The organism is Salinicola salarius (assembly GCF_003206135.1).
Classification (GTDB): Bacteria; Pseudomonadota; Gammaproteobacteria; order Pseudomonadales; family Halomonadaceae; genus Salinicola; species Salinicola salarius.
The window spans coordinates 268423-283681 of record NZ_PZJT01000003.1; the positions used below are offsets into that span (position 1 = coordinate 268423).

Annotated in this window: 8 protein-coding genes; 5 read left to right on the forward strand and 3 right to left on the reverse strand. The window is 63.9% G+C overall.

The annotated features are described in order from the left end of the window. Nucleotides 1-63: 63 nt before the first annotated feature. From DOM32_RS04515 to DOM32_RS04525, 3 genes are all read left to right on the forward strand, one after another. Entirely contained in the window at nucleotides 64-1632 is a 1569-nt protein-coding gene (locus tag DOM32_RS04515; RefSeq protein WP_071230554.1) for a BCCT family transporter, read from the forward strand. Further along, entirely contained in the window at nucleotides 1629-3665 is a 2037-nt protein-coding gene (locus DOM32_RS04520) for a CocE/NonD family hydrolase (RefSeq protein WP_071230553.1), read from the forward strand. The genes DOM32_RS04515 and DOM32_RS04520 overlap by 4 nt, the downstream gene beginning before the upstream one ends. Nucleotides 3666-3748: 83 nt before the next feature. After that, nucleotides 3749-4654: a LysR substrate-binding domain-containing protein gene (locus DOM32_RS04525; RefSeq protein ID WP_071230610.1), complete on the forward strand. Its 906-nt coding sequence runs from the start codon at nucleotides 3749-3751 to the stop codon at nucleotides 4652-4654. Between the two features lie 81 nt (nucleotides 4655-4735). On the opposite strand, the gene DOM32_RS04530 is transcribed toward DOM32_RS04525, so the two are convergent. Continuing rightward, a complete protein-coding gene (locus tag DOM32_RS04530; protein WP_244179804.1) occupies nucleotides 4736-6964 on the reverse strand; it encodes a mechanosensitive ion channel domain-containing protein in 2229 nt (742 codons plus the stop codon). Nucleotides 6965-7188: 224 nt separating this feature from the next. On the opposite strand from DOM32_RS04530, the gene DOM32_RS04535 reads away from it, so the two are divergent. Continuing rightward, on the forward strand, nucleotides 7189-7953 hold the full coding sequence (locus DOM32_RS04535) for an SDR family NAD(P)-dependent oxidoreductase (protein ID WP_071230551.1): 765 nt from the start codon (nucleotides 7189-7191) through the stop codon (nucleotides 7951-7953). A gap of 156 nt (nucleotides 7954-8109) precedes the next feature. Then, nucleotides 8110-9666, forward strand: a complete 1557-nt coding sequence (gene treF / locus DOM32_RS04540) for an alpha,alpha-trehalase TreF (RefSeq protein WP_071230550.1) — start codon at nucleotides 8110-8112, stop codon at nucleotides 9664-9666. Here the strand turns inward: treF and glgB are convergent. Next, entirely contained in the window at nucleotides 9637-11874 is a 2238-nt protein-coding gene (glgB, locus tag DOM32_RS04545; RefSeq protein ID WP_071230549.1) for a 1,4-alpha-glucan branching protein GlgB, read from the reverse strand. The genes treF and glgB overlap by 30 nt on opposite strands. After that, a complete protein-coding gene (treS, locus tag DOM32_RS04550; protein WP_071230548.1) occupies nucleotides 11871-15239 on the reverse strand; it encodes a maltose alpha-D-glucosyltransferase in 3369 nt (1122 codons plus the stop codon). The genes glgB and treS overlap by 4 nt, the downstream gene beginning before the upstream one ends. Between the last annotated feature and the right edge of the window lie 20 nt (nucleotides 15240-15259).

Below are 15259 nucleotides of genomic sequence, written 5' to 3' on the forward strand. Positions count from 1 at the left end.
TTAGGTTATACCGCCATGAGCGCTGCGCATCGGCGCCTACGATAACGATAACGGGAGACGGGAATGCAAACTTCACTCCGGCCGCTGGTATTCTGGCCGACCTTTCTGATACTGCTGGCCGCGGTGATCGCCAGCTATGTCGATCTGGATGCGTTTCTGGCCACTGCCAGCGCGCTCAACGACGCCGTTCTGACCAACTTTTCATGGCTATTCAGCCTGGGCAGCCTCTACCTGCTGATCATGGCCGTCGTCGTCTATTTTTCGCCGGTCGGACGCATTCGTATCGGCGGCCGGGATGCCACGCCTTTACTCTCCCGCCTGCGCTGGTTCTCGATCACGCTGTGTACCACCCTGGCCGTGGGCGTGCTGTTCTGGACCACCGCCGAGCCGCTCTACCACTTCATGGCCCCGCCCGAGTCCGCCGGGCTCGAAGCCGGCTCCGGCGATGCCATTCTGTTCGCGATGTCGACCATGTTCCTGCACTGGTCGTTCACGCCCTACGCGATCTACGCCGTCCCGGCGCTGATCTTCGCGCTGGCCTTCTATAACCTGCGCCTGCGCTTCTCGATCTCGAGCATGCTGGAGCCGATCTTCGGCCCCAAGGTAAAGCGCTTCGGCGGTCTGATCGACGCCATCTCGCTTTATGCGCTGGTGGCCGGCATGGCCTCGTCGCTGGGGACCGGCGCACTGACCCTGGCCGGCGGCGCGGGTCAATATCTCGGCGGCGAGACCAGCCCGCTGCGACTCGGCGTGATCATCGCCATCATCGTGGTGACCTTCGTGCTGTCCGCCGCCAGCGGCCTGCAGAAGGGGATCGCCCGGCTGTCGTCGCTGAACGCCATTCTGCTCGCGATTCTCGGCGTGTTCATGTTCATCGTCGGGCCGACGGTGTTCTGCCTGGCGCTGGGCGTCGAATCGTTCGGTGTCTATCTCGACAACTTCTTCACCAAAAGCCTGTTCACCGGCGCTGCTGGGAACGATCCGTGGCCGCAGTGGTGGTCGATCTTCTACTGGGCGGTCTGGTTCGCCTGGGCGCCGGTGGCGGCGCTGTTCCTGGGCAAGATCTCGCGGGGTTACACCGTGCGCGAGTTCCTGCGCGTCAATCTGCTCTACCCGGCGCTGTTCGCCAGCGTGTGGATACTGATCTTCTCCGGTACCGCGCTCTACTTTCAGGCTCACGCCGACACTGCCGGCGTCGATCTCTATGCCGTACTCAACGATCGCGGCGTCGAAAACGTGCTCTACGAGCTGTTCCGCCAGTTGCCGTTCTCCGAGGTGTGGATTCCGCTGCTGCTGTTCATCGCCTACATCTCCTACGTCACCGCGGCGGATTCGCAGACCGACGCCATCGGCAACCTCTGCACTCGCGGCCTGACGGCGGACTCCGATCTCAATGCCGGCGTGCCGATGAAGGTGATCTGGGGCGTGATCGTCGGCATGGTCTCCTGGGTGATGGTCAGCTTCGTCGGCATCGACGGTATCAAGATGCTCTCCAACCTGGGCGGGTTGCCCGCCATGCTGATCGTGCTGCTGGCTACCGGCTCGCTGTGGGTCTGGCTCAAGCATCCCGAACGGCTGGATGCCGTGCCGACACGCTCAACTTCCTCCCGCGCAGCCAAGGATGACGCATGAAGATCAAACAGGACTTTCCGCACCGCGTGCGTGAAATCGAGAACCAATGGATCGTGCTGACCGACGGCACCCGCCTGGCCGCCAGAATCTGGTTACCCGAGAATGCCGAAGCGACTCCGGTGCCGGCGATCCTCGAATACCTGCCCTACCGCAAGCGGGATGGCACGGCGGTGCGCGACGAGCTGACCCATCCCTATTTTGCCGGTCACGGCTACGCCTGCGTGCGTGTCGACATGCGCGGCAACGGTGAATCCGACGGGCTGATGCTCGACGAGTACGCCCCGCAGGAGCAGGTCGACGCGCTGGAAGTGATCGACTGGATCGCCAGCCAGCCCTGGTGCAACGGCAAGCTGGGCATGATGGGCATCTCCTGGGGCGGCTTCAACGGCCTGCAGGTGGCGGCGCTGCGCCCCGAACCGCTCAAGGCGATCATCACGCTGTGCTCCACCGACGACCGCTACGCCGACGACATCCACTACAAGGGCGGCAACATGCTGCTGGAGAATCTCGGCTGGGCGGCGACCATGCTGAGCTTTTCCGCCGCCGTGCCCGACCCGGCGCTGGTGGGCGAACGCTGGCGCGAGATGTGGAAGCACCGGCTCGACCACATGCCGCTGCTGATGGATCCCTGGCTCACGCATCAGCACCGGGACGACTACTGGAAGCATGGCTCGATCTGCGAGAGCTACGAAGATATCGAGGCAGCGGTCTACATGATCAGCGGCTGGGGGGATTCGTACATCAATACGATCCCGCGGATGATGGAGAATCTCTCCTGCCCGAAAAAGGCGCTGCTGGGGCCGTGGATGCACAAGTACCCGCACTTCGCGATTCCCGATCCCGCCATCGGCTTCCTGCAGGAGGCGCTGCGCTGGTGGGACTACTGGCTCAAGGACATCGACACCGGAATCATGGACGAGCCCGAGTGCACCTTCTACCTGCAGGATGGCGTGCCGCCGGCGCCCAGGTATCTGGAGCGCCCCGGCCGGTGGGTTCACACCCGTGGCTGGCCCGCGCCGGCGGATGAGGTCGAAGAGTGGTCGCTTGCGCTGGGCGACACCGGTCTGACGCCGAACGGCCGATTGAGCCAGGACCGCGCGATCGCCTCCCCGCTCACCGCCGGCTCGCTGCAGGGAGAATACATTCCACTGTGGTTCGGCGCGGACTTCCCGCCCGATCAGCGCCGCGACGACGGCCTGGCGCTGACCTTCGACTCCGAGCCCTATCTCTACGGTCTCGATATCCTCGGCCAGCCCACACTCACCGCCACGCTGACGAGTGCCGAGGATTGCGGCCAGTTGCACGTGCGCCTGTGCGACGTGGCGCCGAGCGGCGAGAGCGCGCTGATCAGCTACGCCACGCTCAACCTCAACTTGCGAGACGATCCGGGCACGATCGCCCCGCCGGTACCGGGCGAGCCAATACAGATACGCATGGCGCTGGACCTGATCGGCTACCGCCTGCCCGAGGGGCATCGCCTGCGCGTGGCGCTCTCCAGTGCCAGCTTTCCGCTGGTGTGGTCGCCGAAGAAACGCGCCGACCTCATCCTCAAGGCCGGCACGCCGACGCTGTCGCTGCCGATCTGCAAGGCGGAATACGTACCCATGCCGTTCGAGCCGCCGGAGAGCGCCACGCCCTGCCGGGTCGACACCCTGCGTGCCGGTCAGCCCAAGCGCACCATCAGCGAGGATGTCGGCAGCGGCGAGGTCACGGTGACCGTCGAGGACGACATGGGCGATATCCGCTTCGCCGATCACGGCCTGCGCGTCGAGCAGAAGGCGAAGGAAATCTATACCAGCCACCCGACCGACGCCACGCGGACCCGTGCTGATATCGAGTGGGTCTACCGCGCCAGCCGCGACGAAGGCCATGGCGATAAAGAAGCGCAGTTCGCGGTAGAAGTCACCAGTCGCTACCACCTGCACTGCGACGAACAGACGTTCTATCTCAGCGCCGAGCAGATCGCCCACGAGGGCGAGACGCTGGTCAGCGAGAAGTCCTGGACGCGGGAGATTCCGCGGACGGCGATCTGACGGTGAAAGGCCCCGCGGAGGCCGGTATCGGAGCCTCCCGTGTTATGCTCCGGAGCCGTGATCCCATGGCTCCGGATGCCTGCATGCCCTCGCGTGATCCCCTCCCGCCACTCTCCTGCCTTCGCGCTTTCGAAGCGGCCGCGCGCCATGGCAGCTTCACTCAGGCCGGCAGCGAACTGCACCTGACCCAGAGCGCCGTCAGCCGGCAGATCAAGCGCCTGGAGAGCGACCTCGGCAGACCGCTCTTCGAGCGCCACTACGATGGGCTGCGTTTGACCCCGGCGGGTGAACACTACTTTCGCGTCGTTCAGCGGCTGCTGCGTGATCTGCGTGACGAAACGGCCCGCCTGCGCCGGCGTGGCGACGATCGCCAGCTGACCCTGGCGTCCAGCCCGACCATCGCCTCGATCTGGCTGGCGCGTCAGTTGCCCGACTTCCAGCGCGCCCATCCCGATATCGAAATTCGCATCCTGACCGTCGAGGACCCGCACCGGCTGGATCTGGCGGAGTTCGACCTCGGTATCTACTACCACGTGCACAACGAGGTGGACCCGCCCGGGGTTTACGCCGATGCCATCTTCGAGCAGGAGAGCGTCGCCGCCGTCTGCAGCCCGGTCTATCTGGAACGCCATGGACAGATCCTGGACCCGGCGGCGCTGCTCACCCGGCACACGCTGATGGTGGTCGAGGATCACTATCACGACTGGCTGACCTGGGAGCTCTGGTTCCGGGAACTCGGCCTGGCGTGGCAGCCGCCCGTTCACACGCTGCGGGCCAACAGCTTCCAGTTGTTGATGAACGCGACACTGGCGGGCCAAGGCATCACGCTGGGCTGGATGCGGCTGCTGGCGGCCGAGCTGGATCAGGGAACCCTGGTCCAGGCACTGCCGCAAACCTTGCCCAGCCGCGGCCGCCTCTCTCTCTTCACGCCCGAACACCGGCACCTGACCGAACCGATGCGCGCCTTCCGGGAGTGGGTGCTGCGCTAGCCCGCCGTACGGCCAATCGCTATGAACGGCTGCCGGACTGTCTGTCTTGAACTATCTGCCTCGGGCTGTCTGGCCCACCGGTCATTGCGGATCCGGCGCGCCCGGTGCCGTCACCGATTCTCTTGGCCCGGTGCTGCCGGCAGCCACCGGCGCCTGTTCCATCACCACGCTCATTCGCGGCATGGCCAGGTCGATGCCCTGCTCGTCGAAGCGCTGCTTGAGACGCAAATTGAAGGCACGCGCCACGTCCCACTGCATGATCGGCGCCGTACGCATGCGAACCCGCAGGATGGCCGCGCCGGCATCGAAGCTCTCGATCCCCTGGACCTCCAGCGCGGACCAGATGTAGTGGCGCATCATCGGGTCGTTGCGCAGGTCCTCGGCGATCCCGCGCACGATCTCGATCGCCTCGTCGATCTTCATGTGATGGGCGATACGGATTCGCATCAACGCGATACCGAATTCCCGGGAGTAGTTCTGAATTCCCTGGATCTGGCTGAACGGAATGATATGCACGATACCGTCCAGGTCGCGCAATTTGACGGTACGGATACTCAGCGCCTCGACCGTACCCATGTGCGATCCCAGGTTGACGAAGTCGTCGATCGCCAGGGAGTCCTCGATCAGGATGAACAGCCCGGTAATGAGATCCTGGACCAGCGTCTGGGCGCCGAAACCGACTGCCAGACCGATGACACCGGCACCCGCCAGCAGCGGCGTCACGTTCACGCCCAGGTTCGCCAGTGCAATGATGAAAGCGATCACCGCGATGGTCACGAAGACGGTGTTGCGCAACAGCGGCGTGATGGTCTGGGCGCGGGCACTGGCATTGGCCCGACGACCATGGCGGCGGCTGCTGCGCAACAGCGCGTGCTTGATCGCGGTATCGGCCAGAATCCACACCAGCCACGCCACCAGGAACGTCATCCCCAGGCCGAAGACGCCCTTGGCGATCTGCTGGCCGATACCCGCCGAGCCGCCTACGGCCCAGAGCGACGAACCCCAGACCCGCATCGCCAGTTCGGCGAAGATTACCCAGCTCACCAGGTGGGCCAGCGTGAAACCGAAGCGCACCAGCCGTGACGCATACTCCGATGAGGATTTCTCCCGGGCGTTCTCGCCGCGCCGATGAATCAGCCCGGTGACGACCAGCGTCGCGATCATGAGACCCGCGGTCACGATCGCCCGGAAGAACGCGCTGCGCGAATCCTCAGCGGACAGGATCATCGCGATCAGCGAGACTCCCACCATGATCAGAATCGGGATGTGCCAGATCCGGCTGAACGCACGGATCAGTTCCGTCGTCGCACGACGTTCCTGACGCTGCGAGTAGGGTCGGTTGCGAATCAGATGCCGGATGGGGCGCCGGAACACCATGACGAAGATGCCCAGCAGCAGGGCGGCGCAGACATTGGCAACCAGCGCAACGAGCGCCGTCAGCCCTTCGCCCAGTGGCACTACCAGCGCCTCGGCATGCGCGGCATCGCCCAGCGCGACCAGCGCGCCAAGCGCGAACAACCAGCGGGCGCCACGCTGGCGCAATATGCGCAGCGCCGTGTGTCGATGGCCGTTGCCGAACAGCGAGAAGACGATTTCACAGACCGAAGAGAAGACCGCCCCGCAAAGCGTGGCGTAGGCCGCGACCATGGCCAGAGCGATACCCACCGATGCGGATTCGACCTGATGGACGGTCGTCAGCGCGACGGCGAAGCCGATGGCCAATGGCACCACGCGCCGGATGATGTGGCGGATCAGCATCCAGGTCGTCGGATCCTCGGGCAAGTGCCAGGGCAACCCAAACTGACGCACCGCCCAGCGCCAGAGCATGGCGATCAGCAACGTCACGCCGACCCACAATCCCGTCACCCACAGCAGGTCCAGCAGGATGCCCTGCAACCGCCGAGGATCGTCGAGCAGCCCCGACACATCCTTGCCCGCCTGGCTGGCCCGCGCCGACCAGTACCGAATCGGGTTGTCGAGCCCGTCCGTCTCCAGCGATGAAAACGATTGCGCCAGTGCGCCCAATAGCCCGGCCGAACCGCTCGCCTGTTCGGTATCCGCCGCGGTGACGTCGCGCAATTGCTTGAGATGGTCAAGCAAGGCCTGGCGCTGGTCGCTGTTTTCGAGTGTGGCGATGATCTGATCGAGGGAAGTGCGCAGCTCTTGCGGAGACGGCGCCGATGCCGCACTCGGCTCGCTGCTCTGACCGCCGCCCACCAGTGATGTCAAGGACTGCGCCGATGCCGGCAGACTGATCATCAACGTCAGGGCCAGCACCCACATCCATCCCAACTGTCTCAATCCGCTCACGGTGACTCCTGTCTGCATGCCTATCGAGCCTTCGATGGCTTGTCGTCGGACATCATGCTATCCAAGGGGAGTCACGACAACGCCAAACCGATTTTGGTCCTGACCTCGATGCTGCTCTATCTTCAACAGACGCGTCTGACAGAAGCCCTCTCTGGGTGTTATCTGAAACGTCGGCGCGCCTCGATCGAAGTGTCACGCAAGGATTCCTACGCAAGGAGAGCAACATGCGCCTTTCAGGCAAGGTGGCCCTGGTCACCGGCAGCACCCAGGGCATCGGCCGTGCCGTCGCCGAACGACTCGCCCAGGCCGGCGCCGATGTAGTCGTCAGCGGCAGCCGTCCTTCCGAGCGCGCCGAGGAAACCGCAGCGCGCGTTCGCGCCCACGGCCGAAGAGCCGCGATCGTCACCGGTGACATCGGCGATGTCGAGACCAACCGGCGCCTGATCGATGAGAGCGTCGAGGCCATGGGCCGGCTGGATATCCTGGTCAACAACGCCGGCCTGGAGATCGACTCCCCTTTTCTGGACCTCGACGAGGCTGACTATGACAAGGTCATGCAGACCAATCTGAAAGGCGTCTTCTTCACGACCCAGGCCTTCGTTCGCCATCTGCGTGACGAAGGCCGCGGCGGCCGCGTGATCAACATGAGTTCGGTGCATGAGGATCTGCCGTTTCCAGGCTTTACCAGCTATTGCATGAGCAAGGGCGGCATGCGCATGCTGACCCGCAACCTGGCCGTCGAGCTGGCGCCGCTCGGGATCACGGTCAACAGCGTGGCGCCCGGCGCGATCAAGACACCGATCAATTCGGCACTCGACGAAGATCCGGAGAAGCTGCGCCATCTGCTTGGCAACATTCCGCTCAACCGGCTGGGCCGACCCGAAGACGTGGCCGGCGTGGTCGAATTCCTGGCCTCGGACGACGCCGACTACATGACTGGGGCATCGCTGCCGGTAGATGGTGGCCTGCTATGGCAATATGAGGAATGATGGTGCCGCTGTTTTGCCATCGATAATGTTTTTTGCATCGTCAATGCTTTTGCCATCGTTAATGCTTTTGACATCGCCCATGTTTCGCGATCGACAAGGCTTTGTCAGAGATAATATTTTCGCCACCGACAATGTGTTCGTCACACAGGAAAAGGCATGCTCGACAGTATTCAGGTGAAGTTCGAAGACGCTGAATCCATAGACGAAGCGGCGGTCACGCCTTATGACCGTTACGGGGAGTTGTTCGAAGCGGTCGCTCTTGCCCATATCTTTCATGATTCCAAGACGTTTGCCGACTGCATCCCGCAGCTGCCACCCGCGCAGATCATGGAGGCCTACGAGCAGCAGCGAAACCGGCCAGGATTCGATCTGAGAGCCTTCGTGGCCGATCATTTCTACAGTGACATGCTCCCCGGCAAGGGCTACGAGTCCCGCCCCGAGCACGACCTGGTCACGCATATCGATAGTCTCTGGCCCATCCTCACCCGCAATTCCCGCCAGCACCCGCGCTGGTCGTCGCTGCTCGAACTGTGCCATGACTATGTCGTCCCCGGTGGACGCTTCCGCGAGTACTACTACTGGGATTCCTACTTCACCATGCTGGGCTTGGCTGCCAGCGGTGAAAATCACCTGATGTGCGCCGTCACCGATAACTGTGCCGACCTGATCTCGCGCTACGGCCACATGCCCAACGGCAACCGCAGTTACTACCTGAGCCGCTCCCAGCCGCCGCTGTTCTCGATGATGGTCGAGCTGACCGAACGTCAGGGCTTGCGGAACGCCGTCGACTACTTGCCTCAACTGGAGCGGGAGTATGCCTTCTGGATGAATGGCGAAGAGAGGCTGTCGCCCGGAGAATCTCACCGACGCTGCGTCCGTCTAGACGAGGCGGCCTGGCTGAATCGCCACTGGGACGACCGCGCCACGCCGCGGGAGGAGTCTTACCGCGAGGACTACGAGTTGGCCCAAGGCTCGGATCGCCCAGCGGAGCAGCTCTATCGCAATCTCCGCGCCGGCGCGGAAACTGGTTGGGACTTCAGCGGTCGCTGGCTGGACGACGTGCAGAATCTCGGCTCGATCCGCACGACTCACTTCGTTACGCCGGAGCTCAATGCCCTGCTGTTTCACCTCGAGCAGACACTGGAACGTCTCCATGCCATCGTTGGCGACCATCGCAAGGCGGGAAACTTTCGACGTCGAGCCCTTCGCCGGCGGGCCGCCATGGATGAGTATCTATGGAGCGATTCGCGAGGCGCCTACTATGACTACGATTTCACGCGCGGCCGCAGTAGCGTTCACCTGACGGCCGCCTGCGTCGTCCCGCTGTTCGTCGGCGCAGCCTCCGAAGCACAGGCAGAGCGGGTTGCCAATATCGTCGCCAACCGCCTCATGGCGCCAGGCGGACTCGCCACCACGGAGATCACCGATAGTCACCAGCAGTGGGACCATCCCAACGGCTGGGCACCGCTACAGTGGATGGCGACCGAAGGGCTGCGGCGCTACGGATTCACCGAACTCGCCGACGACATCGCCGACCGCTGGCTGGCCCTGGTCGAGGATCTCTATCGCCGCGAACACAAGCTGGTCGAAAAGTACGTGCTCTACCCGGGCGCGGATTTCGCTACCGGCGGCGAATATCCGCTGCAGGACGGCTTTGCCTGGACCAACGGCGTAACCCGGGCGTTACTCGCCCGACGCGCCGGGCACGAGTAACACCACCCCCAGCGGCGGTAGCGTCAGCGAAATACTGGCCGTCTGCCCGTGCAGCGGCGCATCGAGGGCCTGGATCTGCCCCATGTTGCCCAGGTTGGATCCGCCATAGCACTGCGCGTCGCTATTGAATATCTCCTCCCAGGCGCCCATGACCGGCACGCCGAGCCGATAATCGTGGCGCGGCACCGGGGTCATGTTGGCCACCACCAGCAGCGGCTCGCCGATCAGGTTCCAGCGCAGCCAGGCGAATACGCTGTTGGTGCTGTCGTCGCCCACCACCCAGGCGAAGCCCTCCGGCTCGGTGTCGCGCTGATGCAGCGGCGTCTTCTCCTGATAGAGCCGGTTGAGATCGCCGATCAGGCGCTGGATGCCGGCATGGTGAGACTCGCCGAGCAGCGACCAGTCGAGCTCGCGGTCGTGATTCCATTCGCGCCACTGACCGAACTCGCAGCCCATGAACAAGAGCTTCTTGCCGGGCTGGGTCCACATGATCGACAGGTAGGCGCGCAGGTTGGCGAACCGCTGCCATTCGTCGCCCGGCATCTTGTTGATCAGCGACCCCTTGCCGTGCACCACCTCGTCATGCGAGATCGGCAGCACGTACTTTTCGGAGAACGCGTAGACCATCGGAAAGGTCAGTTCGTGATGGGCATACGAGCGATAGACCGGATCCTTGGCGATGTACTCCAGGGTGTCGTGCATCCAGCCCATGTTCCATTTGTAGGCAAAGCCCAGGCCGCCATCACGGGTTGGCTGGGTCACGCCCGGCCAGGCGGTGGATTCCTCGGCGATCACCACCGCGCCAGGCACCTCCTCCGCGACCACGTCGTTCAAATGGCGCAGGAATTCGATCGCCTCGAGATTCTCCTGGCCGCCGTATTGATTGGGAATCCACTCGCCCTCGTTGCGCGAGTAGTTGCGATACAGCATCGAGGCCACGGCATCGACGCGAAGCGCATCGATGTGGAAATGGCGCAGCCAGTACAGCGCCGAGGCCAGCATGAAGCCGTGCACCTCGCGCCGTCCCAGGTTGTAGATGTAGGTGTTCCAGTCCTGGTGGAAGCCCTCGAAAGGATGCTCGTACTCGTAGAGTGCCGTGCCATCGAAGCGCGCCAGACCATGCGGGTCGGTAGGAAAGTGCGCCGGCACCCAGTCGAGGATCACCCCAAGGCCAGCCTGGTGGCAGGCATCCACGAAGTAGGCGAAGTCCTCGGGCTTGCCAAAACGCCCGCTGGGCGCGAACTGGCTTAGTGGCTGGTAGCCCCAGGAGCCGCCGAAGGGATGTTCCATGATCGGCAGCAATTCGACGTGGGTGAACCCCATCCCGAGCACGTAGGGGATCAGGTGTTCGGTCAGGTCGCGCCAGCTATAGGTGACGCCGTCGTGCCCGCCATGCTTGCGCCACGAGGCGGCATGCACTTCATAGACGGAGATCGGCCGGTCGGGCGCCTGATGATCGCCGCGATGGGCGATCCACTCGGCATCGTGCCAGGTGAACGGCGTGGTATCGGCGACCACCGATGAGGTGTGCGGCGGCGTCTCGGTGGCCAGCGCCACCGGGTCGGCCTTGAGCGCGAGGGTGCCGTGGGCATCGAGAATCTCGTATTTGTAGGCTTCGCCCGGCCCCAGGCGGGGTATGAACAGCTCCCAGACCCCGGCGGGATGACGCAGGCGCATCACATGCCGCCGGCCGTCCCAGCCATTGAAGTTGCCCACCACCGAGACACGCCGAGCATTGGGCGCCCAGACGGCGAAGCGCACCCCGGACACGCCATCGATTTCCATCGACTGGGCGCCCAGGCAGTGCCCCAGGTTACGGTGATTGCCCTCGCCAATCAGGTAAAGATCCATCTCGCCGAGCAGCAGGTCGAACGAGTAGGGATCCTCGGTTTCCTGCTCGCCGCCTGGCCAGCGGATGCGCAGTTTATACGGCGCAACATGCGGCAACCTGCCGGCAAACAGCCCGGGCTTCTGGATGCCCGTCAGGCTGCAACGACGCTCGCCGGTATCACGGTCGAGCACATCCACACCCAACGCACCGGGCAGGTAGACCCGCAGCAGACAGGTTTCCTCACTCTCCTCGCCACAGGCATGCACGCCGAGCACGGAAAACGGGTTGCCGTGGCTACCCCGAACCAGCGCCTCGGCATCATCGGCGGACAACCAGAGGGCGTCGTCCTTGACGGTAGTGACGTTCAGATCGGTCATTGTGACTCTCTCTTGGACAGTTGTTCGCTCGTGGACAATTGGTCGACGATGGCTGCCAGGCCGCGCAGCGGCACGCCCAGCCAGGCGGGGCGATTGGCAGCTTCGTAGGCGATCTCGTAGACCGTCTTTTCCAGCACGAACAGTTCCAGTGCGGCATCAGCGCCTTCCGGGGAAGTCCAGCGGTGGGCGATATCGGCGGTACTCTGCCAATAGGCCTCAAGGAAGGCACGACGACTGGCAATCAGGTAGCGCTCGGCGACATCATGAGTCACCTCGCTGACACTCTCGTCGCTCGACTTGCCGACAGCGGCTTCGTCCATCTTGGCGCCAGCATAGTCGAAGGAGCGCAGCATGCCGGCGACGTCGCGCAAAGGGCAGTCCTTGGCGCGTCGTTCTTCCAGCGAGCGGGCGGGTTCACCTTCGAAGTCGATGATGTAGGCATCGTCGTGGGCCACCAGCACCTGACCGAGGTGCAGATCGCCATGGATACGCGTGAGCAGACTCCCCCTGGCGCGCTGCGCCAGCGGCTCGACGGCGGACATCAGCGCATCGCGCTCGGCCAGCACCCGGTCGGCCAGTGCCTGGTCGGCTTCACTGGCATTGCCCTTGTGGCGCGCCAGCAGGTCGAGCGCTTTCTCGATCTGCTCGCGGACTCGCTGCGTCCAGGCGGTCACATGCGTTTTATCAGCCAGTTCCGGTGCGAAGTCGGGGTTATCGCTCGGCGACGCCAGCACCCGATGCAGCTCGCCCAGGCGCTGGCCCAGGGTCGTGGCGAATCCCTCGAGTTCGTCGAAGGCACTGTAGCCACTCTCTTCGGTACTGGACTCGCTCTCCTCGCCCGCCTCTCGAATCGCCCGTTCGAGCGCGTTGCGTGTCCATGACCAAGCATCGCCCTGGTTGGCGATGAAGCCCTGCACCAGCATCAGGGTCTGGGCTTCGCCAGCGGCGTTGCGGCGCGCCACCTCGCCATACAATGGCGGCACGTTCTCGAAACCCTGTTCGCTCAGGTAGCGACCGAACTCGGCCTCGGGATGCACGCCGGGCTCCAGACGCCGGAACAGCTTGAGTACCACCTGGTGGCCGATGATCACCGAGCTGTTGGACTGCTCGACGTTGTTGTGGGCGACATCGACATCCTCGGGCAGTTCCAGCTCGTCAAGCGCCGGCGTCGGCACGAAGCGGATCTCGCCGTCGGCGCAAGGCAGGCTCGCCCCGCTACGCAGCAGGTCGAGAATGCGCAGCGCGAAGGCATCCAGCCCGAGCGCATCGGTCAACAGGCCGACATCGCGCCCGCGACGCACCCGCGCCAAGGCGAGCTGCTGAGCCACGGCACCGCTGCGATCGTCCTCGCCGAGAAAGCCCAGCGGCAGCAGATAGCGATCGCTACCCTGCGAGTGCTGAACCTCGATCTCGCTTAGCAGCATGGAGTGCCGAGTATCCTCGATGCGCACGGCATAAAGGATGTGTACCCGGTCGATCCGCGACTGCTTGGCGGCAAACCAGCGCCGCTTGGGCAGGTACTTGGGCAGCGCTTCGTGCTCGAGCATGCCGCGCGACGGGGCGTCGAGGATCTCTTCCAGATGACGCTTGACGATCAGCGTGACGTAATCCGGCATCGCCTCGGGCGCCGGCACGTGCCAGGCGGGCATCGCCGTCTCGGGCGCCAGCAGGAACCAGTAGAAGCCGTAGGGCGGCAATGTCAGCAGATACGACAGCTTGCCGATCGGCGGGAAGGCGCTGCCACCGACCATCTCCACCGGCACCTGGCCGGCAAATGACGACAGGTCGAGCTCCACCGCCTGAGCGTTGCGTGCCACGTTGGCGACGCACAACAACACTTCGCTCTCGCCATTGTCGAGCACCAGCTCGCGCAGGTAGGCGAGGATATGCCGGTTGGCCGGATAGAGCGGCTGCATGGTGCCGCGGCTGAATACACGATGCTGACTGCGCACCGCCAGCAGGCGTCGCATGCTGTTGAGCAGCGAGTGCGGATCGCGGGTCTGGGCTTCGACGTTGACCGCCTGGAAGCCGTACAACGGATCCATGACCGACGGTAGCACCAGCTTGGCCGGATCGGCCCGCGAGAAGCCGCCATTGCGATCCATCGACCACTGCATCGGCGTGCGCACGCCATCGCGATCGCCCAGATAGATGTTGTCGCCCATGCCGATCTCGTCGCCGTAATAGAGTACCGGCGTGCCCGGCATCGACAGCAGCAGGCTGTTGAGCAGTTCGATCCGTCGGCGATCGCGTTCGAGCAGCGGCGCCAGGCGCCGGCGGATGCCTAAGTTGATGCGCGCGCGGCGATCGGCGGCGTAGTGGTTCCAGAGATAGTCGCGCTCCTTGTCGGTGACCATCTCGAGGGTCAGCTCGTCATGGTTGCGCAGGAAGATCGCCCACTGACAATTGGGGGGGATCTCCGGCGTCTGACGCAGGATGTCGGTGATCGGAAAGCGATCCTCCTGGGCCAATGCCATGTACATGCGCGGCATCAGCGGGAAATGGAACGCCATGTGACATTCGTCGCCCTCGCCGCTCTCGTTGCCGCCAAAGTAGGGCCGCGTGTCCTCGGGCCACTGGTTGGCCTCGGCCAGCAGCATGCGATCGGGGTAGCGCTCGTCGATCACCGCCCGGATCTTCTTGAGCACCTCGTGCGTCTCGGGCAGGTTCTCGTTGTTGGTGCCTTCGCGCTCGACCAGATAGGGAATCGCATCCAGGCGCAGGCCGTCGACTCCCATGTCCAGCCAGTACGCCATCACCTTGAGCACTTCGTCGAGCACCTGCGGATTGTCGAAGTTCAAATCCGGCTGATGGGAATAGAAACGGTGCCAGAAGTAGGCACCCGCCACCGGGTCCCAGGTCCAGTTGGACGATTCGGTATCGAGAAAGATGATCCGCGTGCCGGGATATTTCTGATCGCTGTCCGACCACACGTAGAAGTCGCGCTCCGGCGAGCCCGGCGGCGCGCGGCGGGCGCGCTGGAACCACTCGTGCTGATCCGAGGTGTGGTTGATGACCAGTTCGGTGATCACTCGCAGGCCGCGCTTGTGCGCCTGTTCGATGAAACGCTGGGCATCCTCGAGCGTGCCGTAGTCGGGGCTGACGCCGGTGTACTCGGCAATGTCATAGCCGTCATCGCGGCGCGGCGATGGGTAGAACGGCAGGATCCAGATAGCGTTCACGCCCAGGCTGACGATGTAGTCCAGCTTGTCGATCAGCCCCTGGAAGTCGCCGATTCCGTCATCGTTGGCATCGAAGAACGACTTGACGTGTACCTGGTAGATGACGGCGTCCTTGTACCATAGCGGATCCTCGAGAAAATCGATGGTCTCGACGGCGTGCGACTCGCTGCTGGCATCCATCATGGTGCCTTCCTCCTTGGCTG

What these genes read in the sequence shown, in the direction of transcription:
- glgB (WP_071230549.1), bottom strand. Translation starts at nt 11,874, where the DNA reads ATGACCGATCTGAACGTCACTACCGTCAAGGACGACGCCCTCTGGTTG.
- DOM32_RS04520 (WP_071230553.1), top strand. Translation starts at nt 1,629, where the DNA reads ATGAAGATCAAACAGGACTTTCCGCACCGCGTGCGTGAAATCGAGAAC.
- DOM32_RS04535 (WP_071230551.1), top strand. Translation starts at nt 7,189, where the DNA reads ATGCGCCTTTCAGGCAAGGTGGCCCTGGTCACCGGCAGCACCCAGGGC.
- treS (WP_071230548.1), bottom strand. Translation starts at nt 15,239, where the DNA reads ATGATGGATGCCAGCAGCGAGTCGCACGCCGTCGAGACCATCGATTTT.
- DOM32_RS04525 (WP_071230610.1), top strand. Translation starts at nt 3,749, where the DNA reads ATGCCCTCGCGTGATCCCCTCCCGCCACTCTCCTGCCTTCGCGCTTTC.
- DOM32_RS04515 (WP_071230554.1), top strand. Translation starts at nt 64, where the DNA reads ATGCAAACTTCACTCCGGCCGCTGGTATTCTGGCCGACCTTTCTGATA.
- treF (WP_071230550.1), top strand. Translation starts at nt 8,110, where the DNA reads ATGCTCGACAGTATTCAGGTGAAGTTCGAAGACGCTGAATCCATAGAC.